Origin of the sequence: Paenibacillus pinisoli (assembly GCF_003605435.1) — a bacterium.
Taxonomy (GTDB): Bacteria; Bacillota; Bacilli; order Paenibacillales; family Paenibacillaceae; genus Pristimantibacillus; species Pristimantibacillus pinisoli.
The window spans coordinates 367,834-390,660 of sequence record NZ_QXQB01000005.1 but is presented as its reverse complement, the minus strand read 5'-3'; the positions used below and the strand labels follow the sequence as shown (position 1 = coordinate 390,660).

Below are 22,827 nucleotides of genomic sequence, written 5' to 3'. Positions count from 1 at the left end.
GGCTTTTCTTAGCCTGCACTTCCCATTGATGTATTAGATATATAGTTTGGCAGCGTACGTCAGCTGGCCATCCTCCCACCAGCTCCAGGGCACGCCGGCGTCCGGCAAAGAGCTGAACGTTACCTCGTCTTTGGAGACCGGATGGGGAACCGTTACAGAGGTTGACCATAAAGCGATATTCGCAATGCCCGGCTGCTTGGCTGCGCCATACTTAAGATCGCCGACAAGCGGACAGCCGATATACGCCAGCTGCGCACGGATTTGATGAGATCGGCCCGTATGGAGCTTGACAGCGATCAGGCTGAACCGTTCATCGGATGCCGCCACTTTGTACTCCAGAATGGCTTCCTTGGCTTCAGGCTGCGGCTTGTTGAACACTGTTACTTGATTGCGCTTCTGATCCTTCCAGAGATAGTGCCTTAGTAGGCCCGCAGAGGCCGCTGGAGCGCCTTGTACGACGCACATGTAGGTTTTGCCGAAGGATTGGCTGCGCACGGCTTCGGACAGCCTGGAGGCGGCCTTGGACGTCTTGGCGAAGATCATCGCTCCTCCAACCGGACGGTCCAGCCGGTGAACGAGGCCAAGAAACACATTGCCCGGCTTGCCGTGCCGCTCTTTCAAATCCGCCTTCAGCAGCGTGAGCATATCCGGATCGCCCGTCTCATCCTCTTGGGAAGGGATGCCCGGCGGCTTTACAACCGCAAGCAAATGATTATCTTCAAATAATACGGGGATCCGCATTATTGCGACTCCCAACGGCCCAGGATGCCGCACGGCAGATTCAGTCCGGATCTGGTAATCGGCAAGCCGATCTCGCCGCAGTTGATCGTGCCGCCGTACTTGGACTTCATCGTCATATGAAGCATGTTATGAAGTACAGTTGGCGACAGGCCGGTCGTATAGGAGTTAATTAGCAGGAACAGCGGATTGTCCGACAGGATGGATGTGCAGAACTGAAGGAACGGATACAGGTTTTCTTCCAGCTTCCATGTCTCACCGTTCGGTCCGCGCCCGTAAGACGGCGGGTCCATAATAATCGCATCGTATTGGCGTCCGCGGCGCTGCTCGCGCTGCACGAACTTGAATACGTCATCTGTAATGTAGCGGATCGGTGCCGCTTCCAGGCCTGACAGCTGCGCATTCTCCTTAGCCCACTGCACCATGCCCTTGGCAGCGTCAACATGGCAAACCTCGGCGCCTGCCTTAGCGGCAGCCACTGTTGCACCGCCGGAATAGGCGAACAGGTTCAAGACGCGGATCGGGCGTCCCGCATTGCGGATCTTGTCCATCATCCAGCTCCAGTTGACCGCTTGCTCCGGGAATAGTCCGGTATGCTTGAAGTTGGTAGGCTTTATATGAAAAGACAGCTCGCCGTATGATATTGTCCATCTCTCTGGGAGCGATGAAGACATCTGCCACTGGCCGCCTCCGGAGGAGCTGCGGTGGTAATGTCCGTCTGTTTTTTTCCAAGGTCCCGACTCATCGGCAATCGGCCAAATAATTTGCGGGTCCGGGCGGCGCAGGATATAATTGCCCCAGCGTTCCAGCTTGTCGCCTTCTCCTGTATCGATAACCTCGTAGTCCGTCCATTTATCTGCTATGTACATTATTCGTCTTTCCTTCCTAGACTCTAGTCTTGTCACATATTAATATCATCGATTATTATAACGAAGCAGGGAAAAGTAAGCAATGAAACTTACCTATGGGGGCGGTATTTATTCGAAAGGAACGGGGATTTTGGTTCATCATGCTGGCCATCGGCGTCATTGGATTCGCCGTTGCGGCTTGGACAGTGCCGGACAAAGGGGGACATGCCTTTGACAATTGGGCGCATGATCTCTTGACGGAGTGGAGAAGCGAGGGGATGACTGCGATGCTGAGGCTATTGTCAACTCTGGGATCAACGGCTGTCATTGCCGGCATTACGCTAGTTGGGGCTGGATGGTTCGGCTATCGGTACCGCTGGCGCTATGCAGCCATGCTGATCGGCAGCGTTGCGGCTGGTTTTCTCCTAAATACATTGTTGAAAAAAGGCTTCGCGCGCGTGCGTCCAGACACCGCATGGGAGCTGGCTGCGGACGGGGCGAGCTTCCCGAGCGGCAATGCGATGCTTGGCTTTGTGATGTTCGGCATGATTATCGTTATTCTTGTCCGCGAGAGCAGCTGGAGCGGATGGGTTAAATCGGTCATATCCATCATTCTGGCATTGCTGATCTTATTGATGGGCTTAAGCCGTATTTATTTTCACGTTCATTACATATCGGATGTGCTCGCCGGCTATAGCGCGGGACTGGCTGTCCTTGCAGCGACGGTACTGCTGGCAAGCCGTGCAGGAAGAAAGAGAGGAGCGTATACAAAATGATGCATTTGGAATGCGAATGCGGCAATCGCACGAATCTGTTCGCTACGGGCGATCGAGATGAGCACGGCAGGGAGTATATCGAGCTGGAGGATGACGACCGCTTCAGCTTTATGATTGGAGAGGACAGCATTGTATTCAAATGCTCGTTCTGCGGTTATCGTTACAGGCTGAAGAACTATGAGTAGGATGTTGACATTGATAATCGTTATCGATATGATGGATGAGAATAACAGGGACGATCGGTTGCATGCTGTTTTCTTAAAAATCTGACGAGGTGATATCATGTTCATCCAATTGAGAACGATTGTTGTAGAGCCAGGCCATGCGGAGCAGGTTGCAGAGCGGTTCAGCTCTGCAGGCGCTATTGACGAAATGCCGGGCCTGGTTGACCGTACGGTCATGGTCAGCCGCAAAAATAAAGAGTCGGAAGAAGTCATCGCCATGATTCGCTGGGAATCCGAAGAGGCATGGAAAAACTGGGAGAAGAGTCCCGCTCATATTGCAGGGCACCGCGAGAAGCGAAATGATGCTCCTCCAAGCTATATCCTCAGCACTACGGTGAAAATGTATGATGTCAAAAAAGTGATCGCCGGCTCCGCAGCAGGCGTATAATTTCAAGTTAGAGAGACAAGGGCTGGCTTGCGACGTTGATCGCGAGCCAGCCCTTGCCGCCTTAGCCTTAGTAACAGTAATACTTCTCCCACAGCTTCCATGAATCAGCCTCATGTTTCTTCCACCAGCTCAGATCATCCCACCAGTGGTGATCCAGCCAGTCCCAGAAGCTGCCTTTTCCGCCCTTCTTGTCGTTATTATACTTGTTGTAGTAGCCGTATGTAGTTTCCTTCTTGTCTTTGCTGCTGGAGCCCCCAAGGAAGGAAAAAAGGGAGGAAATGGTTGCAAGCACTCCTTTATTCCGATCATCCTCGTATCCGGCAGTTTTGCCGGAAGCGAATGCGGATGCGGGGAAGGCGAGCAAAGTGAGGAGCGTGGCACAGGCGATGACCCGTCTTAAGGTATTCAACTGGATCCACTCCCTAGCATAATATAAAGAACATATCAGTTCTTTATTAAGAATAGTATCGCAACTGTTGAATATTGTAAACGTCATTTTGGGACTATAGTCCAGCGCTTAATAGGGCAAGGGGAGGAAAATGAAAAACAAGCTGATACCGACAGGCATCGGCACCAGCTTGTTATGAGATTTGAGAACCAGTCTGAGTTTGTTGCGGGGATTAAAGGATGACTTTCCATACATCGCCGGCAGGAGTGCCAGGGATGTTATTCAGCGTCCACCATTTAGCTTCGTAGTTAACGCCGTTATAAGTTACTTTGTCTCCGCCAACATAGACTTGAGTGGAGCTCCAAGCCGGGTAAGTTGTAGGAGCGGATGGAGTTGTTACGTTTACTGCGTTGCTTGCAGCGGATACGTTGCCAGCAGCGTCAATCGCTTTCACAGTGAACGTATAAGCTGTATTGGCGGACAGGCCAGTTACCAGGTATTCAAGCGTAGTGCCGGAAACCGTAGCAACCAGAGTTGTGCCGCGGAAAATTTGATAGCCAGTTACGCCGACATTGTCTGTCGAAGCGCTCCACATCAGAGGCACGGAGTTTTGAGTTGCGCTGCCCATCACATGAAGGCCGCCTGGAGCAGTAGGCGCAACTGTATCCGGTCCGGAGATGTTAGGCGTCGTGAACGTTACGGCATTGCTCGCAGCAGACACATTGCCGGCGGCATCGAATGCCCTAACGGTAATATTGTAAGCCGTATTGGCGGATAGGCCCGTCAAATTGTACGTCAGCGCGCCAGTCGTAGAACCGATTTGAGTCGATCCGTTGAAGATCCGGTAGCCGGCAACACCAACATTGTCAGTGGAAGCGGACCAGGATACAGTTGCGCTATTCGCAGCAACATTGGAAGCGCTTAAATTAGCCGGAGCCGTAGGAGCCGTAGTGTCGCCATTGCTCGTTCCGCTCAGGTTAACGTCAATCGCATTGTAGAAAGCGTTTACTGTATTGTCGATATCCCACACAGCCAGGATTACATGGTAGCCAGTGCGGTCAGTCGGTACATTACAAGTGTGCGAATAAGTCATTGGAGGCTGAGCGCCGCCGTAGTTAACCGTACAGAACGGAGTGGACTCGAATTGGTTGCGAGTCAGCGGGGAGTTTGGATCCCAGTTAGGTTTTGTAATAAAGTAGCGGAAGGATGTTGTGGCATGGTTAGCCGTAAATTTCCAAGTGAACGTTTGTTGTCCGCCGGAGAGTGCAACTTTGCTCCAACGTGTGCTGGATTGCTCGTCAAGCTTAGGGAATGCGCCGCCTGCGCTAGCGATTTTGCCGTCTGCAGGGCCTGCAGCAGGGAAGCCTTTAGGTGCTTCCAAGCTTTGCGGTTCGTACACAATCGCGCCACAGTCCGTATTTACGCCGTTTTTGCAAAGAATAGCCCGGCTTCCCGGCGAATCAACATAGCCGTGAGCAGATACTCTGTCGGCCATGATTGTCATGATTGCCACCAGCAAAAGTGCGAAGCCGCTGGCGAGCAAAGCTTTTACGAACAGTTGACGCGGATTTTGAAGCAGTGTCATTGGTAGATAACCTCCTAATAATGGTAGAGTAGATCGGTTAGTCCAATATGCGGTTCTAGTTGATGACATTGCAGGTACTGCTTTAAATCTTAGGGAAGCTTAAATAACCTAAAATTTCACAACGTATAATGCAAACTCCTTTCCCTCGTGATTTTATATAAACTCAAAAAAGAGCTTATACACGCAAGTGAAAAAGCCGCTAAGAATCTCTTGGATGCAGGTGCCGTGAGGTTGTAAGATGGGTTGCTGATTGAAAGTTGCCGATAAAGCGCAGTGAATGAAACAATTTCAGAGCGAAGGAATTGCAAACGCTTTTGCAATCATATGATTGGACTTGGAGCGGTCAATCGGGTAATCGTTAAGGATTGTTGAAGATGTGTCTAGTATAGGGGAATAATCGGAGATTGTGGAGGGGAATTATTATTTTAAGCAAATTTTCCCCCTATTGCATCATTTTTAATGAGGTTTAATTTCAATATTACGAGTAATTCTTGCAAATTGTGTAAATTTACTAATATTTGTATCATGACTTGTCCGAAAAAAGAGGGCCCTGTAAAGGGCCTTACGACTTATTTTGATATAAAAACTGCGGAGAAACGACACGATCCTCGTATCGGTGATGAAAAATATGCGTTGCCGCAGGGGAGAGCGGCGGCACGAGCCATGACCAGCGTCCGGTGACTTCGCGGCTGCTGTCTTGTTCATTGCGTTCGAATCTCATAAATTGCTGGGCTGCGGTATGGTGGTCGACAATGGTAACGCCGTGAGCCTTGTAGGAATGAAGCACAGCCACATTGAGCTCTACGAGCGCCTTGTCCTTCCAGAGTGTCGAATTGCTGGACGTATCCAGCCCCATCAAGCGGGCGACTTCAGGAAGCTTATTGTAGCGGTCCTTGTCGGCCAGATTGCGGGCGCCAATCTCCGTGCCCATATACCACCCGTTGAACGGCGCCGCCGTATACCGGATGCCCCCGATCTCAAGCAGCATGTCCGAGACAAAAGGTACAGCATACCAGCGAAGGCCAAGCGCCTCGAATTCCGGAATATCGGGATGGGAGAGCGGCACTTCAAGCGCAAGCTCTTTCGGTATATCATACCATTTTTTCTCGTTGCTGCCTATGCTGAGAACAAGCGGTAGAATATCATGGGCGGTGCCGTCCCCTTGCCAGCCGAGCTCCTGGCACAGCTTCGTGAAGGAGAGGGAGGCCGGATCCCCGATTGTAGTGCCATCGCCGGATTCATACCCGGCATAGCGGATCAGCTGATGGTTCCATATGCGCGGGGACTGCTCCGCTGCGCCGCCCGATGAAGGGAATACCGTAATAAATGGCTTGATCTTCCCTCCGTTTGTAGCCGTGCTGATATGCCGCCAGATCGCTTCGGCCATTTCATCGGTCGTAATGGCTTGTCTGGCGTCGAAGACGGACAGATTGTCCCAGAACAGCCGGCCGATGCAGCGGTTGCTATTGCGCCAAGCCATCTTGGCTCCATGCGTAAGCTCTTCGGAGGTATGCTCATAATGCCCTTGCATTATGATTTCTGCTTCTATCTCCTGAAGCCGAATATGCATGTCTTGTTCGGACTTGCCAAGCTCTGTATAACACTTGCGGATAAAGTCGGATGCTTGCTCCAAGAGGTCTTGCTGTGTGCTTGTGACGTTCATGCTGGTTCTCTCCCGTACCTGAATGTTATGGCATTATTATAGCAATATTGAATTGCCGCCAAACGAGGCACATGTGAACAATCTATGTCCCGGAGGATGAGCGGCATCAGCCCCTTTTTTTCATCCCCAAAAAAGTCCATTCGCCGTTGTCTTTCAGCTTGAAGACATAGGAGAGGTCATGCCAGCTATGACGGAACTCCGTCCGCGAGAACGGATAAAATCGGTGTATTTCCCGATTGTTCCAGATAAAATAAAAACCCTCCGTATCTCTGCCAACCTCCGCCTTGCAGCCGAAGCCTTCGTAGATGCCGCTGAGCTCATCATATTCCTCTGTCGTCATCGAATAGAGTGGAGGCTGTTCGGGAACGGCCGCCTCTTCGCCAAGTGCCAGGTCGGCCAGCGACTGGGCCAGCTTCGTCGACGGGACAAAATCATAATTGGTGAGCAGGATGACCGTAATGCCATCATCAGGATAACGGTGCAGCTCGCTCCGGAAGCCGCGGTAGGCTCCGCTATGGGAGATTCTTCTCCGGCCTAGCCTCCGGTCCAGAAACCAGCCCAGCTCATAACCGTCCTCGGTGAAGTCGAACGCCTGATCCGACAGTTCCTTGCTGATCAGCTTGCCGGAGCCGAGCGCCTGATCCCACTTTAGCAAATCCGCGGCAGTCGCATACATGCCGCCCGCTGAGGTGACCGTGCTCATATCGATATATTCCGCCGGCGCCAGCTCGCTTCCGCTAGCGGCATACGCCGATGCCAGGTTCGGAATGATGCTCCGGCCGTTGTTGACGCCTGTGTCCAGCATGCCGAGCGGCTGCAGTATTCGCGATGAGACGAAGGATGCAAAGGACATTCCGGATACTTGCTCGATAATAAGGCCCAGTACATAATATCCGGTATTATTGTAGGCAAATGATTCGCCCGGGGAATAATCCAGCGGCTTGTCCTGGAGCAAGGCTAATGTTTGTTCCTTGACCAGCGGCCATTTGTTCAAATGCGCATTATATTCCGGCATATTCGTAAAGTTGGGCAGTCCTGAGCGGTGCTGCAGCAGATGCCGAATCGTCATAGGTTCATAAGCCTTGAATGACGGCATATAGTCGCTGACGGGGTCATCGAAACGAATGAGGCCGCCCTCTGCCAGCAAGGCAATAGCCATAGCGGCAAAGGATTTGGATACGGACCAGATGCCGAACCGCGTATCGGGCCCAACCGGGACTTGATGCTCGACGCTGGCATAGCCGAAGCATTGATTATAGATCGGCTTGCCGTCCAGCGCGACGATAACGCTGCCGCTGAATGGATATTTCGCCGTGTATGCTTCCATATAGGACGATATTTTTTGTTGCAAATTAGCCATCGTGTTTTCCCCCTCCAATAACCTATTTTACCATACGTCATAGGGAGAGAGGGAGGTGGTTGGCTTGACAAAAAAACCGTCCGGACGGTATAATTTTCTGAGTGAGAAAACCGTTCAGACGGTATAGTGAGAATACGATCCTGAGGTATAGTTAATCGAGTGAGAGAACGATCCAGATGGTTCAGCTGCTTGAATATGAAAATCGACTGGATGCTATAGCAATTCGAATAAAAAAACCATCCAGCCGACACAGTTTTTTTGAGGGGGAATAGACTTGAGCGCAAAAGCGAAGTCCAAGCGCATACATATCGTGAAGTCAGCGATGAAGCTGGTATTGACCGTCGACTTTAATGCGCTGACGCTTGATGCCGTAGCTAAGGAAGCAGGTGTCAGCAAAGGCGGCTTGCTATACCATTTTCCAAGCAAGGATGCTCTGCTCCAAGGCATAACGGTATATATTTTCGATGAGTTCACGGACATGTTCCATTCCTATGCAGCAAGGGACAACCGCAAGCATGGCAGATGGTGCAGAGCGTATATACAAGCTTCCAGGGAAGATTTGAAGCATAACAGCATTCTGAATGTCGGTGTCATGTCGTCGGCGATGCTGGAGCCGGTGTTTGTCGAGAGCATGAATAACAGCTATGCCTATTGGTTCGAAAAGATGAGCGAGGATGGGCTTGATCCCGTCATTGTGAACTTGATACGTCTTACCATCGACGGCCTGTATTATTCTGAGATGTACCGGATTAAACCGCTGGATGAAGAGGCGCTGGATGTTGTGATTGACACACTGATGAAGTGGACAGAAGAGGGAGCAATCATATGAATCCGTATTTTTTGCTTATTATTGCAATAGTTAGCGAAGTGTTCGGCAGCTCTATGCTAAAGTTATCGAAAGGTTTTACGAAATGGCTGCCCAGCGTCGGTGTACTGTTAGGAATGGGTTCTGCATTTTTCTTTTTGTCGCAGACGCTGAAGGAGCTGCCGCTGGGTGTCGCTTATGCGATTTGGTCCGGAGTCGGCACGGCGTTGACGGCAATTGTCGGCGTCGCATTATGGAAAGAAGCGCTGAATGTGAAGAAAGTGCTGGCTATAGCATTGATAATTGCCGGCGTTATATTAATGAAGCTGTCTACAGATATGGGCTAGGGAGGGACGTTTATGAATAAAGGTTATGTGGCATTATCCGTATCGATCATATTTGAGGTGTTCGGGACAACGATGCTGAAGCTGTCGCATGGATTTACGGAGCTGCTTTCGTCCATCGGCGTTCTAATTGGTTTCGGCGTTGCATTCTACAGCCTGTCTATCTGCCTGCGCACCATTCCACTGTCGATGGCATACGCCATCTGGTCTGGCGTAGGTACGGCGCTGACTGCGCTAATCGGCGTTATCCTATGGCGGGATCCATTCAATATGCTCACGTTGTCCGGCTTTGTGCTGATCGTAGGCGGCGTGGTGCTGCTGCATGCATCAGACTCGGCGCCGAAGAGCACGAAGGGAGAGGCGGCATGAAAGCGCAGCTTACTGTAGTGACACTGATTACAAGTGATGTGCCAAGTATGGCGCGTTTTTATCGGGAGGGGCTTGGCTTTGCGGTTGTTGTTGATACCGAGGATTATGCCGAGCTGGAGAACGAAGGGGTGAAATTTTCTTTAAGCTCCAGAAAGCTGATGGCGGAGCAGAGCGGAGGGAATCCGTGTTATTCGATACCGTTTTCCGGCCAAGCGGTGGAGCTGTGCTTCCGGCTGGAGTCACCCGAAATGGTTCACATTGCCTACACCCATCTGTTGACATGCGGAGCAGGAGCTGTCAAGGAACCGGCTGTGATGCCATGGGGCCATACGACTGCTTTTTTCTCCGATCCGGAGGGCAATATTCATACGATATATGCGGAGTAGAAAATTATCCTGCTGGGATTGCGCCGTAACACAAAGGGCAGCATCAGATCGCTAGTGATCTGATGCTGCCCTTTTCGGAAATGGGCTTAGAATAGCGATGCGTGGCACCGTTGCAGCATCGATTGGAGCGAATCCGAGCTTCTAACGCCGCTCAACACCGCTACATTCACGAATTAGCGTTATTGGCGAGTGTAGCGATGCGTGGCACCGTTGCAGCATCGATTGGAGCGAATCCGAGCTTCTAACGCCGCCTAGCACCGCTACATTCACAAATCAGCGTTATTGGCGAGTGTAGCGATGCGTGGCACCGTTGCAGCATCGATTGGAGCGAATCTGAGCCTCTAACGCCGCCTAGCACCGCTACATTCACGAATTAGCGTTATTGGCGCGTGCAACGATGCGTGGCACCGTTGCAGCATCGATTGGAGCGAATCTGAGCTTCTAACGCCGCCTAGCACCGCTACATTCACGAATTAGCGTTATTGGCGAGTGTAGCGATGCGTGGCACCGTTGCAGCATCGTTTGGAGCTCATCCGAGCTTCTAACGCCGCCTAGCACCGCTACATGCACAAATTAGCACTATTGGCGCGTGCAGCGATGCGTGGCACCCTTGCATCTTCCTGAATCTGCAACTCAGCAAAACAGGCGAGGAACGTATTGCGTCGCAACACGTTCCTCGCCTGTTTAAGCTGCTATTTTTGGACCGGATCGGATTAGCCTTTGACGCTGTCGAGGTGCTCTTCCAGACGGTCCATCGTCTCGGAGAAGCCACGCTCCATGCCCATGTCCAGCACGGTTTGCAGCGCTTCGGCGGAAACGTAGCGAGCGATGGTGACCAGCTTCGTGCGGCCGTCCTGCTCCTCGAAGATGAGCGTAATATCCGACGCCGGCATATCCTCAGGCACATTGCCTTCCGCATCGGAGAAATAATCCGTATATTCGATCTTCTCATCCTGTACGATCGTGCTGTAGATGGCCTTGCCCCATGATTCCATGCCGAAGAAGTCGCCTTGGTTGCGGTCGATGCATTTCATGCAGTAATGCCAGATGCCGCCCGGGCGAAAATCGAGATTGCATACCGTTACTTCCCATCCGCGCGGACCCCACCATTGCTTGATGTGCTCCGCATCGGAATATACTTGGAATACGAGACTGCGCGGCGCATTGAAATCACGCTCAATCGTAAGTACATTGCCGTCAACCTTAGTTTTCATTTTGCTTGTCATGGGTAACGCCTCCTGATTAATGGTTGTCTTTTGGGTTGGATTGAAGAAATGCCAAATATTGATCCAAATTGTCGTAGCGCTCGCTCCACAGCCGGCGGTAGGAATCGAGCCATGCGTCCAGCTCGCGAAGCGGCTCCATCCGCAGACCGTAATGCCTGCGATTTGCTTCCGCCTGCACTTCGACGAGACCTGCCTCCAGCAATACACGGAGATGCTTGGACGCTTGCGGCTGCCGGAGCGACAGCTTCTCAGCGATATCGCCTACGGACAGAGGGCCGTTCATCAACAGCTCAACAATGTGCAGGCGGTTCGGCTCGGCCAGTGCGCTGAATGTCGTCGTATCCATGGTCCGACTTAGCTCACCTCTCTTCCAGAACTAGCGTGTTATTGTTGTTGTTTAAAATATACCTCATAGGGAATATTCCTGTCAAGGAATATTCATGTCATGAGATTGTATGAAGTTGCGGGTGGCTGGCGGACAAGTTATCCTGTCCATGCTGAAATACGATCTATTCGTCAGAATTGATATTGAAGATGAGGGCATAGGAATAGATGAAGACGAGCAGCATCTAATCTTTCAGCGCTTCTACCGTGGAGAAGCTGTCAGAGGAGCAGAGGGGCGAGGCATCGGCCTCTATCTGGCACGCAAGATTGTTGCAAGGCAAGGCGGCTATATGAAAGTAACGTCCGCGCGCGGAAAAGGAAGCTGCTTCTCGATCTTCTTGCCGATAGAACCCGCCTCCGGGGCGAATTTCGCCTCTGGCGCAGAATAGCAGCTATATGAAAAAGAAACCGTTCCTTGGATATAGGGGAGTAGCCCGATATCCAGAAGGAACGGTTTTCTTATTGCCGCAACTATCGTTCTTGCGAACCATACTCCCGCTCGACCTTGCATATTTTCACGGAATAATGCTTGTACCAATCTTGTTTGCCCTTCTCCTGCGCGACAAGATGCGCTTCGTTCGCCTTCCAGTTGCGGATGGCCTCCAGACTTTCCCAATAGGAGACGGTAATGCCTGCTCCAGATGCGTCCCTGACGCTGTCAACCCCGATGTACCCGGGCTGGCGGGAAGCGAGCTCGGCCATTCGGTCTGCCATAAGGCCATAGCCGTTGTCTCCCTCCGTGCGGGTGCTGGTGAATATGACCGCATAATATGAGCTGCTGCCTTCATGCTGTTGTGATGATTCCATGTCATGATTCCTCCTTGGCTGAAGCGTATGAATAGATAAGATTATACTCATATCGGCGCGCAAAGAAAACCTATATTCCTATAAATGCACATGAACCGGCATGGTCATATTCAACCTTCATAAGGCTCGATTTGCTGAAAAAAATAATATTTTTTATACATAAAAATCGCAAGCCAAGGCTGTTGGGAGAAGCCTTGGCTTGCGGTTTTTTGGATACCAGCGCGTGAACTTTGTCGAATTATGTAGTTTCAATTTCATCGAATCAGGCAATAACTGATGGGGAAGCCAAGGGAAAGGAGGCGCAGACCATGAAACGTAATTTGCGCAACAAGAACACGCGAACCTTTGAGGATGGCCGAACCAATGACGAATTTCCGCTGGAGGCAGAAGCCCAGCGCAACGTAAACTATATCCACCACAGGCTCCATTCACCTGGTGACTTGATGACCAAAGAGCTTGAGCTTGGGTCGACGGGATTAACCTGCGTCATTCTTAACATCGACGGAATGATCGACAAGACGCTGATCCATCAGCATCTGATGCGGCCTATCATCGAATATGACGGACCCGCCTTGGATTCTCCGGAAGGCTCTGCGGCTATTATCCGGATAAAGGATGAAGTGCTGCCGCTGGAAGAAGTGCATACGATCTCCGCGATGCATGAAGCCTTGTTCGCAATTCTGTCCGGAGATACATGCCTCTTCATGGAAGGCTCCAGGCGGGCGCTCGTGGTCGGCTCGAAGGGCTGGGAAAGCCGGGCGATTGAGGAGCCGCAGACAGAATCGACGATCCGGGGGCCGAAGGACGGATTCACCGAGGACATACGAACCAACAGCTCGTTGATCAGGCGAAGGCTGATCGATCCTAATCTGCGGCTGGATTCCTATCTGATCGGGCGGCGATCGAAGCGCGAAGTGATGGTAGCCTATATTGACGATATTGTGAGCCCGGAGCTGGTGACTGAAGTCAAGCGAAGGCTGCTCACGATCGAGATCGATGACATCGAAGGCTCGGGTTATATCGAGCAGTGGATTACAGACAGCTTCTTGTCCCCCTTCCCGCAAATTATGAATACGGAGAGGCCGGACCGATTCGCCGCCTCGCTGCTGCAGGGAAGAATCGGCTTAATCGTAGACGGGACGCCCTTTCAGCTGATTATGCCGATCAGCATCTCCGACGCCTTCAAATCCCCAGAGGATTATTACCAGCACTGGCTGATCTCCAGCCTGATCCGATTGCTCCGCTACATCTCCGCTTTTGTCGCAACTTTCTTGCCGGGATTCTATATAGCGCTAGCAGAATACCATCACGGTATGATTCCGTCCAATATCGCTTTCTCAATTGCTTCCGCAAGAGAAGGCGTACCATTTCCAGTATTTATTGAAGCCTTGCTCATGGAATCGACTCTCGAAATATTGCGCGAAGCCGGTGTGCGCCTGCCAAAGCCAATCGGCCAGACCATTGGCATCGTGGGCGGCCTGGTCATCGGGGAAGCTGCCGTATCGGCTGGGATTGTCAGTCCGGTTATGGTTATCGTCGTGGCTGTTACCGCTATCGCATCGTTTACGCTCCCGTCCTATACGTTTGGCATCGTTACGCGGATCCTGCGTTTCTTCATCATGGTAGCGGCCTCCGTGTTTGGTCTGTTCGGCGTCATATTGGCGTTTTTGGTCATCTGCATCCATCTGGTGAATCTGAAGAGCTTTGGCGTGCCGTACCTGGCTCCCATCTCGCCGCTGCTGCCGCGGGATTGGAAGGATCTTGTGCTGCGCGCGCCTGTGACGCTTCTGCGGAAGCGGCCGCAAATGATGCAGACCAAAGATGAAGACAGAATGTACGATTAGAGGAGGGATAATATGGCGAATTTGCGCAGCTGGAAATACGGGGATGAGCGAATCGGCGGGAAGGAAACCGTGTTTACGATCACTTCGCTAATGATCGGCGTCGGCATTCTGACGCTTCCCCGTACGGTCGCCAAAGCGACCAACTCTTCCGATGGATGGATGTCCATCCTGATTGCAGGCGGAATTACGCTGATTATGGCATGGCTGGTAGCCAAGCTGAGCACCAGGTTCCGCAATCGGACTTTTCTGGAGTTTGTGGGGGATAAAGCAGGCAAGCCCGTCGCCATGGCGGTGGGGCTGGCATTCTTCCTGTATTTCCTGTCGTTCACCTCCTACATTACACGTTCCGTGGCAGAGCTGACGAAGCAATATTTGTTCGAACGGACTCCGGTGGAGGTTGTGTCACTGGGCTTTCTGCTCGTGGTCATCTATGCGGTATCAGGCTCGCGGGTCGGCCTGGTCCGCCTGACAATGCTGTTTTTGCCCTTTGTGCTGCTTGTAACGGGAGTCTTCCTTCTCATGAGCGTCAACCTGTTCGAACTCAAAAAGCTAATGCCCGTCCTGCATTCCGATTGGGGATCGATTCTGAACGGCGTGCAGGAATCGATCTTCTCGTTCTTGGGTTTTGAGGGAGTGTTGTTCTATGTGACGCTAATGCGCAAGCCGGAGGAGGCGCCTAAGCTGACCTTGATTGGCGTCATGATCGCCATCGTGACCTATGTTTCCATTTATCTCTTTACGATTGCTGTCTTCTCCTATGAAGTGACCGAAAACATCATGTACCCGACCATCGAGCTGGCGCGGGAAGTAACGGTTCCGGGCGATTTTTTTGAACGGCTGGAGTCGCTGTTCCTGATCTTCTGGCTGGTCTCGATTTTTGCGACGACCTCGATTGCCCTGGATGTATCGGTTCAGTCTGTCAGATGCTTCACGAAGCTCGACAAGAAAAAGCTGTTGTACGTGCTGGCGCCGATCCTTTACTTGCTGTCCATGTATCCCCAGAATATTGTGCAGCTATCGAACCTGGGCAAGCTAGTCAGCTATATGGGCATTGTGACGGCGCTTGTTATCCCTCTTCTGATCTTCCTCATCGTCAAGCTTCGCGAGGTGATGGCGCGTGCGTAAGCGATATGCAGCCATATGCTTGCTGCTGTGGTCCGTGTTACCGCTAGCGGGATGCTGGGACAGCATGGAGCTGGAGCAGCGGGGTTTCGTTATTGGCGTTGCCATAGACGAGGGGAACGCTCCGCTTCATCCCAATCATACAAACGGCAAGCAGAGCTTCAAGGTAACTTTCCAGGAGGTCATCCCGGCCGGGCTGAAGCAGGAAGGCGGCTCCGGGAGCTCCCTCGCGGGCGAGTCCTATTTCAACGTTACGCTGGAGGGCAAGACCATGCTGTCCATTATCGCCAAGATGTCGACGATGACGAGCCGAACGCCTTTCTTCGAGCATCTGAAGCTGATCGTCGTATCGGAGAAGGTAGCACAGTCGGATTATGGCTTTGCCAATGTGCTGGACTACTTTCTGCGCAACAATGACGCCAGGCGGAACGTATCGGTGATGGTCGCGAAGGGGGAAGCGAAGAGCGTCCTCAGCACGGTGCCGCAGGGGGAGAAGACGCCAGTGATGTTCATTCAGTCCATCTCCAAAAACCAGGATACGTACAGGATGGTGCCGGAGACGCGGATTGGCGATATTCACGAATATTTGCTTAAGCGGCAAAGCTTTGTCATCCAGAAGGTGACCTCGAAGGACAGCTCCATTTCTTTGATCGGCGGGGGGATCATGGATGGCATCAAAAACAATCTGGTCGGCTTTATGGATGAGATGGAGACAGCAGGGTTCAACTTTTTGCGGGAGGGAATCAGGGGGGGCGTTCTGGAAGTAGACGTTGGAGACAATCTGGTCGCCTACAAGGTGGAGCAAGTAAGCCGGCGGGTGAATACGGATTTGTCCGATCCCTCCAATCCCAAATTTACGATTGAGCTTTGGGTGGAAGGAAGCATTCTGGAGGCGTTCGAGCGAAGGGACTATCTGGAGCAGCCAACCATTGAGGAAATTGAAGCAAAGGTGAATGAATCGGTCCAAAGGCTTGTGAACGAAACGCTGAACAAAACGCAAAACCAACTGAAGCGCGATGTGCTTGGAGTGGGCAACCATCTGAAGGAGAGGCATCCTGGCGTATGGAAGCAGCTTGAGCAAGAATGGGATACCGGACGCAACTACTTTGCGAATAGCGATATTCAAGTGAAGGCTAATGTGGAAGTAAGAAGAATCGGATCCGTCAACAATACGGAGAGACGGTAAGGAGGAGACGTTATGCTGTCGTCGATTGGTCAATTGCCTTCGATTCTAAGCTTCGTATGCGCTGCGCTGTCAGTCATCATTCCGGTGCTGCTTAGCGCCGTCCTTCGGAGCATGAGGGAGCATGGCGATCCGCCTTGGAAGCGCAACAGAAGAGGGTAACGAGAGCAAGCCCTGAGCCGGGTAATCCGGCTCAGGGCTTGCTGCTGCAACAGCTTCTCGCTATAGTCTATTTGGCTCTGAGCATCTTCGTCCAGAGCTCCGCGTCCTCGTAGCCAAGCCGCCATGCGGCTACGCCAGCAAGATCGTATTTCTTGGCAATGGCCATCCGGGCAAGCACAGTATCATGCGTCTCCGCCCAGAAGACATGCGTATAGCCGTCTTTGCTGTACGTATATTTCCATTGGCCGGATACTGCGTCGAACTCGCCTTTGGCGCCGGTATCGGCAATCAGCTTCGGCAGCTCCTTCATGAAGATGGCGCGATTGTCGACCAGCTTGCCGTCAGGCGCAATGCGCCATTCTCGGACATAGAACGGCATGCCCAGCATCAGCTTGTTGCGAGGAACGCCGTAATCCAGAAATTGCTTGACGCCTTCCTCGACCCATGTTAATCCCGCAACAGAACCCGGCTTGTCGCTGCCTTTCCAGTGCTCGTCATAGGCCATAATGATGACCGTATCCACGATCGCGCTGATAGCAGCGTGATCATAAGCGGTCAAATGGTTCCAGCTGACGCTGCCGCGCGGAAGGTCAATGGAGACTTTCAGGCCTTTGGCATGCGCCGCTTCTGTCAGCTTCTTCACAAAAGCGGTATATGCTGTACGATCTGCGCCTGCGACTTCCTCGAAGTCGATGTTGATGCCGTGAACGCCCAGCTCGGCGGAACGCTTCACAAGCGCGTCAATAAATTTCTTCTGAGCGGAGTCGCTCTTCAGAAATTCCGTTGTCATCTTCCGGTTGAAGCCGTTGTGAAGCAGCGGCGTGACCAGAATGCCTTTTTCCTTCAAAGCTTTCACTACGGCCGGGTCCGACATGTCTTTCATCGTGCCGTCAGCCGCTGTCAGCTCGAACCAGGTTGGCGAATCAATCGTCAGCCCTTGCGTATTGGCTACGTGGCTCAGGATGGTGGAGCTGGCGCTGCTGCCGTTCCAGCCCAATAGCTGAAGCGTCTTGGCATTGCTCCAGAGCGAACGTCCGTCTAACGTGCGAATCGTGATGTTGGCATAATACTTCGCATAAGCGAGCGCCGAATCGATTTGGTGGAACGTCTTGATCTTGCGGTCGCCTTGGAACACTTCCAGATACGGATAGCTCGACCATAGCGCTGCGCCATTCTGCAGAACCTCCGCATTGGCAAGCGTCTTGGCGTACTTGACCGCATCATCGAGACCGATATACGTCCGGATCAGCTTGCCGTTCTGCCGCACTTCGAAGGTCGGCACATTGGAGTGCACCACCTCGTCCCGGGCGGTATTGACAACCTGGCTGTTCGGAATGGAAGCGGAAGCGGCAATCGCGTTTTTCAGGAACGAATACAGCTTGCTATCCGCCACAGGTTCTCCGTCTACTGTCAACTGGTACACCGCTTTAGCGGAGCCTTGCGCTGTGACCTGCGCAGCAGTCAGGTTATCCCAAATCCATTTGTTTGTGGACAATTCAATGATATGCGCATTAGACCACTTGGCAGCTTCCTTCTTGGCTTGATCCAGCGTATGGAAGGACCAGTTCGGCATAGTCTTGTCGCCCTGGTAGAGCTGGTATCTTGGATAGTTTTCATAGGCCCAGCCTACATTTTGCAAATCGCGGATATGTACATCCTTCAGGTATTTGGCTGCGTTCAGCGCTTCCTGGTAGGTGCGATACTCCAGCTTCGTATTCGATTCGCCGCGCTGGTAGATCTTATACCTCGGGAAGTTGTTCCATAGCCACTTGCGGTCCGCAATCTGCTCGACGTGGCTGTAGTTGAAGCTTTGAGCATACCGGATGGCGTCGGCTTCCTTCGCGAATTCCTTAAGCGCCTTGTCATACTGGTATACCCGGTACTTGGTAGCTTGCGCCGCTTCCGCGACATGAGCGCCAGGCGTAAGGAACGACTGAAGCAGCAGAATGAGCGCCACCGCCATGCTTATTCGTTTTGCGTTACGTATTAGTACCACACTCCTCTCGTAATCTACTCTATTAGACGCGGAAGGGGAGGGAGGAGTTGCTATGAAAATCATATGAAAATAGTGGGAATAATCGAAGGATGAGAGAGAATGAACCGCTTGAGGAGACAAAAAAAGAAGCGGCGCCCGAAAGCGCTGCTTCTTGATAGTGGTCTAGGTGTCCTTACTCTGCGATCTCCGCAAAAAACTCGCCTGCATCCTCGTCGATATCCAGCTTGATATCGGAGCGGAAAACTCTGCGGTTGTAATGGGAATGCATGTATTGCTCGATCGATTCCAGCAAGTTGGATTCAATCAAATATTGGCTGCGGCCGGAAACCCAAAGCTCTGCAGTGTAGCCGTATTCCTCATCCCAGGAAAGCTGCACCTCGATATCGGAAGGCTGCACGCCTCTGCGCTCAGCGTAGTTCAGGCACACTGCATTTATAATCTCATCGGTGTAAATTCTCACGATTAGTAAGGTCTCCGTTGGTCAGGCGTGCCATTGTTGTTCTTGTTCTTGTTGTTGCGCAGGTAAACCCAGGCTACGCGAATAAGCATAATGACCGCAAAGATGGCCAGCACGTTGATCATCAGACCCAAGATTTCGCCGAAAGCGCCCATGCCGCCGAACAATCCGCCGAACAGCATACCCGCCAAACCGCCGATCATAAGGCCTTTCATCAAGCTGCTGCCGCCGAACAGACCGCCGGACTTGGCAGCGCCGCCAGTTGTAGCGCCAGTAGTTGCTCCCGCTTTGGAACCCGTGCCCGGATTGGACTGGTTTACGTTGTCCGTTTTCTTAGGCGTTTGGGTAAAGCTTTGTTTTGGCGATTTGAAGCCGCCGCCGCGTTTGGCGTCTGCTACTTGTCCGAAACCGAAGCTCAGGAACAGTGTAAGAGCCAGCATTACGAGAATTCCTTTTTTCATTATGATCTTTCTCCTCCTGCTTGGTGATGTGCATATATTGCTATCATCCTGAAATACGGATAAGATGAACGAAGGTTTCATATTCTTAAAAAACTTTTTAATCTTTTTTCGGAAACGGACAGGAAGGAGGCTCTTATGGGCATATATCCTGATGCTTATATTGCGTATCTGGTTGAATTTCATGCAAATCGCGACTATTTTGAATGCCATGAGCTGCTGGAGGAGTATTGGAAGGAGCATCCGGATGACGGCATGAGCGATATTTGGGTCGGCCTCATTCAGATTGCGGTCGGACAATATCATGAACGGCGCGGCAATAGGCGCGGGGCAGTAATGATGTATAAAAGCGCGGAGAGAAAGCTGGCGGATGAGGGGCTAATGCAACTCGGCATAGATGCGCCGTCGCTTCAACATCAGCTGGCAAAGCGGCGCGAAGGGGCAGAAAGCGGCCAGCCCTACAAGGATATGGAGATCAAGCTGCTGGATCATGAGCTCCTGGAGCTGTGCAGACAAGCCAGTGACGAACTCGGAGTGGCATGGGGAACCGCAAGTCCGATGGGGGATGCGGATATTATTCACCGCCACCTGAGGAGAGACCGGACGGAGGTTGTTGCCGCCCGGCAGGAGGCATTATTAAAGAAACAGAGTGATGGAAGAAAGTTATAGCAACGGATGACGTATTAGAAGAGGGAGCAGCTATTTGCTGCTCCCTCTTCTTAATGGTCATACGCGCCCTGAAGGCGTTACTCGCCTTTGTCGACCAGCTCCAGCTCGCCTGTATCGGGATCGATAATAAGGCCGTGAACCAAAATATCGGCAGGCAGCAGCGGATGATTGCGAATAATGCTTACGCTGTTTACGACGCTGTCGCGGACATTATCAAAGCCTCTTAGCCAGCGAAGAAGATTGACCCCGGAATGCTTCAGCGTCTCGATGGTGGATTCCGGGACGCCGCGTTCGGTCATATGCTGGATGATCTCCTGCGGATTAAGGCCCGTCATGCCGCAATTGTGATGGCCGACGACGAACACTTCATCGGCTTGAAGCTCATACAGGGCGACGAGCACGCTTCGCATGACGCTGCCGAAGGGCTGGGTGATGATCCCGCCGGCTGTCTTAATGATTTTGGCGTCGCCGTTCTTCAGGTTCATCGACTTCGGCAGCAGCTCGGTAAGCCGCGTGTCCATACAGGTCAAGATGACCATTCGCTTGTCGGGAAACTTGCTTGTTGCGTATTGCTCGTAAGCCTTGGTCACAACGAATTGCTCGTTGTAGCTCAGGATGTCGTCGATTTTGCCCACTTGATATCCTCCTAGCGTTCGGTAGACTGCAATGGAATAAGGCGAAGCTGCGTTGTGTAGGTCTGATTGTCGCTGCGCAAGGAGAAGCTGTTGCTTGCCGGATTAAAGTCGACTTTCAGCTGCGGCTCGTAAAATACTTCATGCCTTGGCTCATACAGGAACGGGAACGGATCTCCCGCCGCTTCCTTGTCATCGACGGTAGCCTCGCGAACGAGCTGAAGTGCCGGAACGCCGCTCATGACGCAACCGCAGCCTTCGGTATCATGCAGCAGCTTGAGCTTTGCTGTTCCGTCCTGCAGCAGAGGCTCAAGACGGCCCGCGGCCGATTCCGTAAATGTAATGTGCATCAATATCTCTCCTTCTCATGTTGCGAATGCCGGTCGTGCAGGTTTAAGATGATTATAAGGAGTGAATACTCCAAGATCAAGCATGCCGGGGAATCGAAGCCGGCAAGAGAGGCGGAATGAAGTCATGACGGAAGCAAACGAAACCGTACTTGGACGATTCAGAGATACCGTACATAAAATTAAAAGCTATGAGGAAGCGCTGGGCGTTCTCTATTGGGATCTGCGCACCGGAGCGCCGCGTAAGGGGATGGATACCAGGTCCGAATCGATTGGCATTCTGTCTGCCGACATGTTCAAGGTGTCGACATCGCCGGAGCTGGGCGAGCTGCTGTCGGCGCTGGAGGAGAAGAGCGCGTTCGGGGAGCTGTCGGAGATTGACCAGCGCCTCGTAACAGAGACGCGCAAGGATTATGACCGCAGCGTGAAGATTCCGCCGAAGCTATACCAGGAGTATGTCGTGCTGGCTTCGCAGTCTGAGAACAAGTGGGAGGAAGCAAAGGAGAACAACGATTATGCCGGCTTCCAGCCTTATCTGGACAAGGTAATTTCTTATACCAATCAATTCATTGATCTGTGGGGCGTCAAGGATACGCGTTATGATGTATTGCTTGACCAGTATGAGCCGGGAATGACCGTGGCTCAGCTCGACAGCATCTTCGGCGGCTTGCGCGACAAGCTGGTTCCGCTGTCTGCAGCCATTGCCGCATCGCCGCACCAGCCGGATACATCGTTCCTGCGCCAGACGTTCGACAAGTCTGCTCAGAAGGAATTCAGCTTGTACATTCTGGAGCAAATGGGCTATAACTTCGAGGCGGGCCGTCTCGACGAGAGCGCGCATCCATTCGCAACCGGGCTGAACCCTGGCGATGTGCGCATTACAACCCGCTATCTGGAGAATGATGTAACCAGCGCGTTGTTCGGCACCATTCATGAAGGCGGACATGCGCTGTACGAGCAGAACATCATGCCTGAGTTGATCAATACAACGCTGTGCACGGGCACATCGATGGGCATCCATGAATCGCAATCACGCTTCTGGGAGAATGTAATTGGCCGCAGCCGTCCATTCTGGGAGCGCTACTTCGGCGAATTGCAGAAGAAGTTCCCGGGCCAGCTTGACGTATCGGTGGACCAGTTCTATAGAGGCAACAATACGGTGCAGCCGTCGCTCATCCGCATCGAGGCTGATGAGCTGACGTACAACCTCCATATTATTATCCGCTACGAGATGGAGAAGCTCATCTTCAATGGCGGCGCGAAAGCTGCCGATCTGCCTGCGCTCTGGAACGATAAGTATAAGGAATATCTGGGCATTACGCCGCCGAACAACGCAGAGGGCGTCCTGCAGGATGTGCACTGGTCGGGCGGTGCGTTCGGCTACTTCCCATCCTATTCGCTTGGCAATATGTATGCCGCTCAGTTCGCGGATACGATGGAGCTGGAGATTGCCGGCTTGTGGTCGCTGGTTGGCAAAGGCGAGCTGCATCCGATCAAGGATTGGCTGGCGGAGCGCATCTACAAATACGGCAAGCTTCGTACGCCGTCCGAGCTGGTGCAAGCCGTTACAGGCAAGCCTCTTGATCCGCAATACCTCGTCGATTACTTGACGAAGAAGTATACGGACATCTACAAGTTGTAAGGATTTCTATATAATAGAAGAAAG

The 22,827-nt window shown here is 52.2% G+C and carries 28 protein-coding genes; 14 read left to right on the top strand and 14 right to left on the bottom strand.

The features are described from left to right. Positions 1 to 33 precede the first annotated feature (33 nt). Both D3P09_RS22815 and D3P09_RS22810 read right to left on the bottom strand, forming a co-directional pair. Positions 34 to 741 carry an RluA family pseudouridine synthase gene (locus D3P09_RS22815; RefSeq protein WP_120113716.1) on the bottom strand — a complete coding sequence of 236 codons (708 nt, stop codon included), beginning with the start codon at positions 739 to 741 and terminating at the stop codon, positions 34 to 36. Continuing rightward, complete coding sequence (locus D3P09_RS22810; RefSeq protein ID WP_120113715.1) at positions 741 to 1,607, bottom strand: class I SAM-dependent methyltransferase; 867 nt, start codon at positions 1,605 to 1,607, stop codon at positions 741 to 743. The genes D3P09_RS22815 and D3P09_RS22810 overlap by 1 nt, the downstream gene beginning before the upstream one ends. A 95-nt stretch (positions 1,608 to 1,702) precedes the next feature. On the opposite strand from D3P09_RS22810, the gene D3P09_RS22805 reads away from it, so the two are divergent. The 3 genes from D3P09_RS22805 to D3P09_RS22795 all read left to right on the top strand — a co-directional run bounded on the left by D3P09_RS22805 (position 1,703) and on the right by D3P09_RS22795 (position 2,974). After that, positions 1,703 to 2,362, top strand: a complete 660-nt coding sequence (locus D3P09_RS22805) for a phosphatase PAP2 family protein (RefSeq protein WP_120113714.1) — start codon at positions 1,703 to 1,705, stop codon at positions 2,360 to 2,362. Continuing rightward, a complete protein-coding gene (locus D3P09_RS22800) occupies positions 2,359 to 2,547 on the top strand; it encodes a hypothetical protein (protein WP_120113713.1) in 189 nt (62 codons plus the stop codon). The genes D3P09_RS22805 and D3P09_RS22800 overlap by 4 nt, the downstream gene beginning before the upstream one ends. Positions 2,548 to 2,644: 97 nt before the next feature. Further along, a complete protein-coding gene (locus D3P09_RS22795) occupies positions 2,645 to 2,974 on the top strand; it encodes an antibiotic biosynthesis monooxygenase (RefSeq protein ID WP_120113712.1) in 330 nt (109 codons plus the stop codon). 67 nt (positions 2,975 to 3,041) lie between these two features. On the opposite strand, the gene D3P09_RS22790 is transcribed toward D3P09_RS22795, so the two are convergent. The 4 genes from D3P09_RS22790 to D3P09_RS22775 all read right to left on the bottom strand — a co-directional run bounded on the left by D3P09_RS22790 (position 3,042) and on the right by D3P09_RS22775 (position 7,970). Next, positions 3,042 to 3,383, bottom strand: coding sequence for a hypothetical protein (locus tag D3P09_RS22790; RefSeq protein WP_120113711.1), 342 nt, complete (start codon positions 3,381 to 3,383; stop codon positions 3,042 to 3,044). Between the two features lie 211 nt (positions 3,384 to 3,594). After that, on the bottom strand, positions 3,595 to 4,947 hold the full coding sequence (locus D3P09_RS22785) for a lytic polysaccharide monooxygenase (RefSeq protein WP_120113710.1): 1,353 nt from the start codon (positions 4,945 to 4,947) through the stop codon (positions 3,595 to 3,597). Positions 4,948 to 5,509: 562 nt separating this feature from the next. Then, the gene (locus D3P09_RS22780) at positions 5,510 to 6,610 is read right to left on the bottom strand and encodes a nitric oxide synthase oxygenase (RefSeq protein WP_120113709.1); all 1,101 of its coding nucleotides are present in this window, start codon (positions 6,608 to 6,610) and stop codon (positions 5,510 to 5,512) included. Positions 6,611 to 6,716: 106 nt separating this feature from the next. Next, positions 6,717 to 7,970, bottom strand: a complete 1,254-nt coding sequence (locus D3P09_RS22775; protein WP_120113708.1) for a serine hydrolase domain-containing protein — start codon at positions 7,968 to 7,970, stop codon at positions 6,717 to 6,719. A 274-nt stretch (positions 7,971 to 8,244) separates the two neighbouring features. On the opposite strand from D3P09_RS22775, the gene D3P09_RS22770 reads away from it, so the two are divergent. Genes D3P09_RS22770 through D3P09_RS22755 form a run of 4 tightly spaced genes read left to right on the top strand, consistent with a single transcriptional unit; the run spans position 8,245 to position 9,874 of the window. Next, on the top strand, positions 8,245 to 8,799 hold the full coding sequence (locus tag D3P09_RS22770) for a TetR/AcrR family transcriptional regulator (protein WP_120113707.1): 555 nt from the start codon (positions 8,245 to 8,247) through the stop codon (positions 8,797 to 8,799). Continuing rightward, positions 8,796 to 9,122: a DMT family transporter gene (locus D3P09_RS22765; RefSeq protein ID WP_120113706.1), complete on the top strand. Its 327-nt coding sequence runs from the start codon at positions 8,796 to 8,798 to the stop codon at positions 9,120 to 9,122. The genes D3P09_RS22770 and D3P09_RS22765 overlap by 4 nt, the downstream gene beginning before the upstream one ends. A 12-nt stretch (positions 9,123 to 9,134) precedes the next feature. After that, positions 9,135 to 9,488, top strand: coding sequence for a DMT family transporter (locus tag D3P09_RS22760; RefSeq protein ID WP_120113705.1), 354 nt, complete (start codon positions 9,135 to 9,137; stop codon positions 9,486 to 9,488). Then, positions 9,485 to 9,874, top strand: coding sequence for a VOC family protein (locus tag D3P09_RS22755; protein WP_165867550.1), 390 nt, complete (start codon positions 9,485 to 9,487; stop codon positions 9,872 to 9,874). Before D3P09_RS22760 ends, D3P09_RS22755 begins: the two co-directional genes overlap by 4 nt. A gap of 713 nt (positions 9,875 to 10,587) precedes the next feature. On the opposite strand, the gene D3P09_RS22750 is transcribed toward D3P09_RS22755, so the two are convergent. Beyond that, positions 10,588 to 11,100 (bottom strand): SRPBCC domain-containing protein, encoded by a 513-nt coding sequence (locus D3P09_RS22750; RefSeq protein WP_120113703.1) that lies wholly within the window; start codon positions 11,098 to 11,100, stop codon positions 10,588 to 10,590. A 16-nt stretch (positions 11,101 to 11,116) separates the two neighbouring features. Then, complete coding sequence (locus D3P09_RS22745; protein ID WP_120113702.1) at positions 11,117 to 11,446, bottom strand: ArsR/SmtB family transcription factor; 330 nt, start codon at positions 11,444 to 11,446, stop codon at positions 11,117 to 11,119. Positions 11,447 to 11,555: 109 nt separating this feature from the next. Here D3P09_RS22745 and D3P09_RS22740 point away from each other — a divergent pair, with 109 nt between their 5' ends. Then, the gene (locus tag D3P09_RS22740) at positions 11,556 to 11,873 is read left to right on the top strand and encodes a sensor histidine kinase (protein WP_120113701.1); all 318 of its coding nucleotides are present in this window, start codon (positions 11,556 to 11,558) and stop codon (positions 11,871 to 11,873) included. Between the two features lie 82 nt (positions 11,874 to 11,955). Here D3P09_RS22740 and D3P09_RS22735 read toward each other — a convergent pair whose 3' ends face one another. Beyond that, complete coding sequence (locus tag D3P09_RS22735; protein WP_120113700.1) at positions 11,956 to 12,291, bottom strand: antibiotic biosynthesis monooxygenase family protein; 336 nt, start codon at positions 12,289 to 12,291, stop codon at positions 11,956 to 11,958. A 308-nt stretch (positions 12,292 to 12,599) separates the two neighbouring features. Between D3P09_RS22735 and D3P09_RS22730 the strand changes: the two genes are divergently transcribed. The 4 genes from D3P09_RS22730 to D3P09_RS27830 are packed head-to-tail and all read left to right on the top strand — an operon-like array spanning position 12,600 to position 16,602. Further along, positions 12,600 to 14,135 (top strand): spore germination protein, encoded by a 1,536-nt coding sequence (locus D3P09_RS22730; RefSeq protein ID WP_120113699.1) that lies wholly within the window; start codon positions 12,600 to 12,602, stop codon positions 14,133 to 14,135. 12 nt (positions 14,136 to 14,147) lie between these two features. After that, positions 14,148 to 15,260: a GerAB/ArcD/ProY family transporter gene (locus tag D3P09_RS22725; RefSeq protein ID WP_120113698.1), complete on the top strand. Its 1,113-nt coding sequence runs from the start codon at positions 14,148 to 14,150 to the stop codon at positions 15,258 to 15,260. Further along, positions 15,253 to 16,443, top strand: coding sequence for a Ger(x)C family spore germination protein (locus tag D3P09_RS22720; RefSeq protein WP_120113697.1), 1,191 nt, complete (start codon positions 15,253 to 15,255; stop codon positions 16,441 to 16,443). Before D3P09_RS22725 ends, D3P09_RS22720 begins: the two co-directional genes overlap by 8 nt. Before the next feature lie 12 nt (positions 16,444 to 16,455). Continuing rightward, positions 16,456 to 16,602, top strand: coding sequence for a hypothetical protein (locus tag D3P09_RS27830; RefSeq protein ID WP_165867549.1), 147 nt, complete (start codon positions 16,456 to 16,458; stop codon positions 16,600 to 16,602). 67 nt (positions 16,603 to 16,669) lie between these two features. On the opposite strand, the gene D3P09_RS22715 is transcribed toward D3P09_RS27830, so the two are convergent. The 3 genes from D3P09_RS22715 to D3P09_RS22705 form a co-directional block, all read right to left on the bottom strand. Beyond that, complete coding sequence (locus D3P09_RS22715; protein WP_243644405.1) at positions 16,670 to 18,598, bottom strand: glycosyl hydrolase family 18 protein; 1,929 nt, start codon at positions 18,596 to 18,598, stop codon at positions 16,670 to 16,672. A 172-nt stretch (positions 18,599 to 18,770) separates the two neighbouring features. Next, positions 18,771 to 19,061: a YxcD family protein gene (locus D3P09_RS22710; RefSeq protein ID WP_120113695.1), complete on the bottom strand. Its 291-nt coding sequence runs from the start codon at positions 19,059 to 19,061 to the stop codon at positions 18,771 to 18,773. Further along, entirely contained in the window at positions 19,061 to 19,516 is a 456-nt protein-coding gene (locus tag D3P09_RS22705; RefSeq protein WP_243644403.1) for a hypothetical protein, read from the bottom strand. The genes D3P09_RS22710 and D3P09_RS22705 overlap by 1 nt, the downstream gene beginning before the upstream one ends. 135 nt (positions 19,517 to 19,651) lie before the next feature. Between D3P09_RS22705 and D3P09_RS22700 the strand changes: the two genes are divergently transcribed. Then, positions 19,652 to 20,182 carry a DUF309 domain-containing protein gene (locus D3P09_RS22700; protein ID WP_120113694.1) on the top strand — a complete coding sequence of 177 codons (531 nt, stop codon included), beginning with the start codon at positions 19,652 to 19,654 and terminating at the stop codon, positions 20,180 to 20,182. A 77-nt stretch (positions 20,183 to 20,259) separates the two neighbouring features. On the opposite strand, the gene D3P09_RS22695 is transcribed toward D3P09_RS22700, so the two are convergent. Next, the gene (locus D3P09_RS22695; RefSeq protein WP_120113693.1) at positions 20,260 to 20,817 is read right to left on the bottom strand and encodes a beta-class carbonic anhydrase; all 558 of its coding nucleotides are present in this window, start codon (positions 20,815 to 20,817) and stop codon (positions 20,260 to 20,262) included. 11 nt (positions 20,818 to 20,828) lie between these two features. After that, complete coding sequence (locus D3P09_RS22690; protein WP_120113692.1) at positions 20,829 to 21,164, bottom strand: iron-sulfur cluster biosynthesis family protein; 336 nt, start codon at positions 21,162 to 21,164, stop codon at positions 20,829 to 20,831. A gap of 124 nt (positions 21,165 to 21,288) precedes the next feature. Here D3P09_RS22690 and D3P09_RS22685 point away from each other — a divergent pair, with 124 nt between their 5' ends. Beyond that, the gene (locus D3P09_RS22685) at positions 21,289 to 22,803 is read left to right on the top strand and encodes a carboxypeptidase M32 (protein ID WP_120113691.1); all 1,515 of its coding nucleotides are present in this window, start codon (positions 21,289 to 21,291) and stop codon (positions 22,801 to 22,803) included. The last annotated feature ends 24 nt before the right edge of the window (positions 22,804 to 22,827 follow it).

What these genes read in the sequence shown, in the direction of transcription:
- D3P09_RS22730 (WP_120113699.1), top strand. Translation starts at nt 12,600, where the DNA reads ATGAAACGTAATTTGCGCAACAAGAACACGCGAACCTTTGAGGATGGC.
- D3P09_RS22815 (WP_120113716.1), bottom strand. Translation starts at nt 741, where the DNA reads ATGCGGATCCCCGTATTATTTGAAGATAATCATTTGCTTGCGGTTGTA.
- D3P09_RS22705 (WP_243644403.1), bottom strand. Translation starts at nt 19,516, where the DNA reads ATGAAAAAAGGAATTCTCGTAATGCTGGCTCTTACACTGTTCCTGAGC.
- D3P09_RS22810 (WP_120113715.1), bottom strand. Translation starts at nt 1,607, where the DNA reads ATGTACATAGCAGATAAATGGACGGACTACGAGGTTATCGATACAGGA.
- D3P09_RS22700 (WP_120113694.1), top strand. Translation starts at nt 19,652, where the DNA reads ATGGGCATATATCCTGATGCTTATATTGCGTATCTGGTTGAATTTCAT.
- D3P09_RS22780 (WP_120113709.1), bottom strand. Translation starts at nt 6,610, where the DNA reads ATGAACGTCACAAGCACACAGCAAGACCTCTTGGAGCAAGCATCCGAC.
- D3P09_RS22800 (WP_120113713.1), top strand. Translation starts at nt 2,359, where the DNA reads ATGATGCATTTGGAATGCGAATGCGGCAATCGCACGAATCTGTTCGCT.
- D3P09_RS22755 (WP_165867550.1), top strand. Translation starts at nt 9,485, where the DNA reads ATGAAAGCGCAGCTTACTGTAGTGACACTGATTACAAGTGATGTGCCA.
- D3P09_RS22795 (WP_120113712.1), top strand. Translation starts at nt 2,645, where the DNA reads ATGTTCATCCAATTGAGAACGATTGTTGTAGAGCCAGGCCATGCGGAG.
- D3P09_RS22760 (WP_120113705.1), top strand. Translation starts at nt 9,135, where the DNA reads ATGAATAAAGGTTATGTGGCATTATCCGTATCGATCATATTTGAGGTG.
- D3P09_RS22765 (WP_120113706.1), top strand. Translation starts at nt 8,796, where the DNA reads ATGAATCCGTATTTTTTGCTTATTATTGCAATAGTTAGCGAAGTGTTC.
- D3P09_RS22690 (WP_120113692.1), bottom strand. Translation starts at nt 21,164, where the DNA reads ATGCACATTACATTTACGGAATCGGCCGCGGGCCGTCTTGAGCCTCTG.
- D3P09_RS27830 (WP_165867549.1), top strand. Translation starts at nt 16,456, where the DNA reads ATGCTGTCGTCGATTGGTCAATTGCCTTCGATTCTAAGCTTCGTATGC.
- D3P09_RS22750 (WP_120113703.1), bottom strand. Translation starts at nt 11,100, where the DNA reads ATGACAAGCAAAATGAAAACTAAGGTTGACGGCAATGTACTTACGATT.
- D3P09_RS22740 (WP_120113701.1), top strand. Translation starts at nt 11,556, where the DNA reads ATGAAGTTGCGGGTGGCTGGCGGACAAGTTATCCTGTCCATGCTGAAA.
- D3P09_RS22775 (WP_120113708.1), bottom strand. Translation starts at nt 7,970, where the DNA reads ATGGCTAATTTGCAACAAAAAATATCGTCCTATATGGAAGCATACACG.
- D3P09_RS22725 (WP_120113698.1), top strand. Translation starts at nt 14,148, where the DNA reads ATGGCGAATTTGCGCAGCTGGAAATACGGGGATGAGCGAATCGGCGGG.
- D3P09_RS22685 (WP_120113691.1), top strand. Translation starts at nt 21,289, where the DNA reads ATGACGGAAGCAAACGAAACCGTACTTGGACGATTCAGAGATACCGTA.
- D3P09_RS22805 (WP_120113714.1), top strand. Translation starts at nt 1,703, where the DNA reads ATGGGGGCGGTATTTATTCGAAAGGAACGGGGATTTTGGTTCATCATG.
- D3P09_RS22785 (WP_120113710.1), bottom strand. Translation starts at nt 4,947, where the DNA reads ATGACACTGCTTCAAAATCCGCGTCAACTGTTCGTAAAAGCTTTGCTC.
- D3P09_RS22735 (WP_120113700.1), bottom strand. Translation starts at nt 12,291, where the DNA reads ATGGAATCATCACAACAGCATGAAGGCAGCAGCTCATATTATGCGGTC.
- D3P09_RS22745 (WP_120113702.1), bottom strand. Translation starts at nt 11,446, where the DNA reads ATGGATACGACGACATTCAGCGCACTGGCCGAGCCGAACCGCCTGCAC.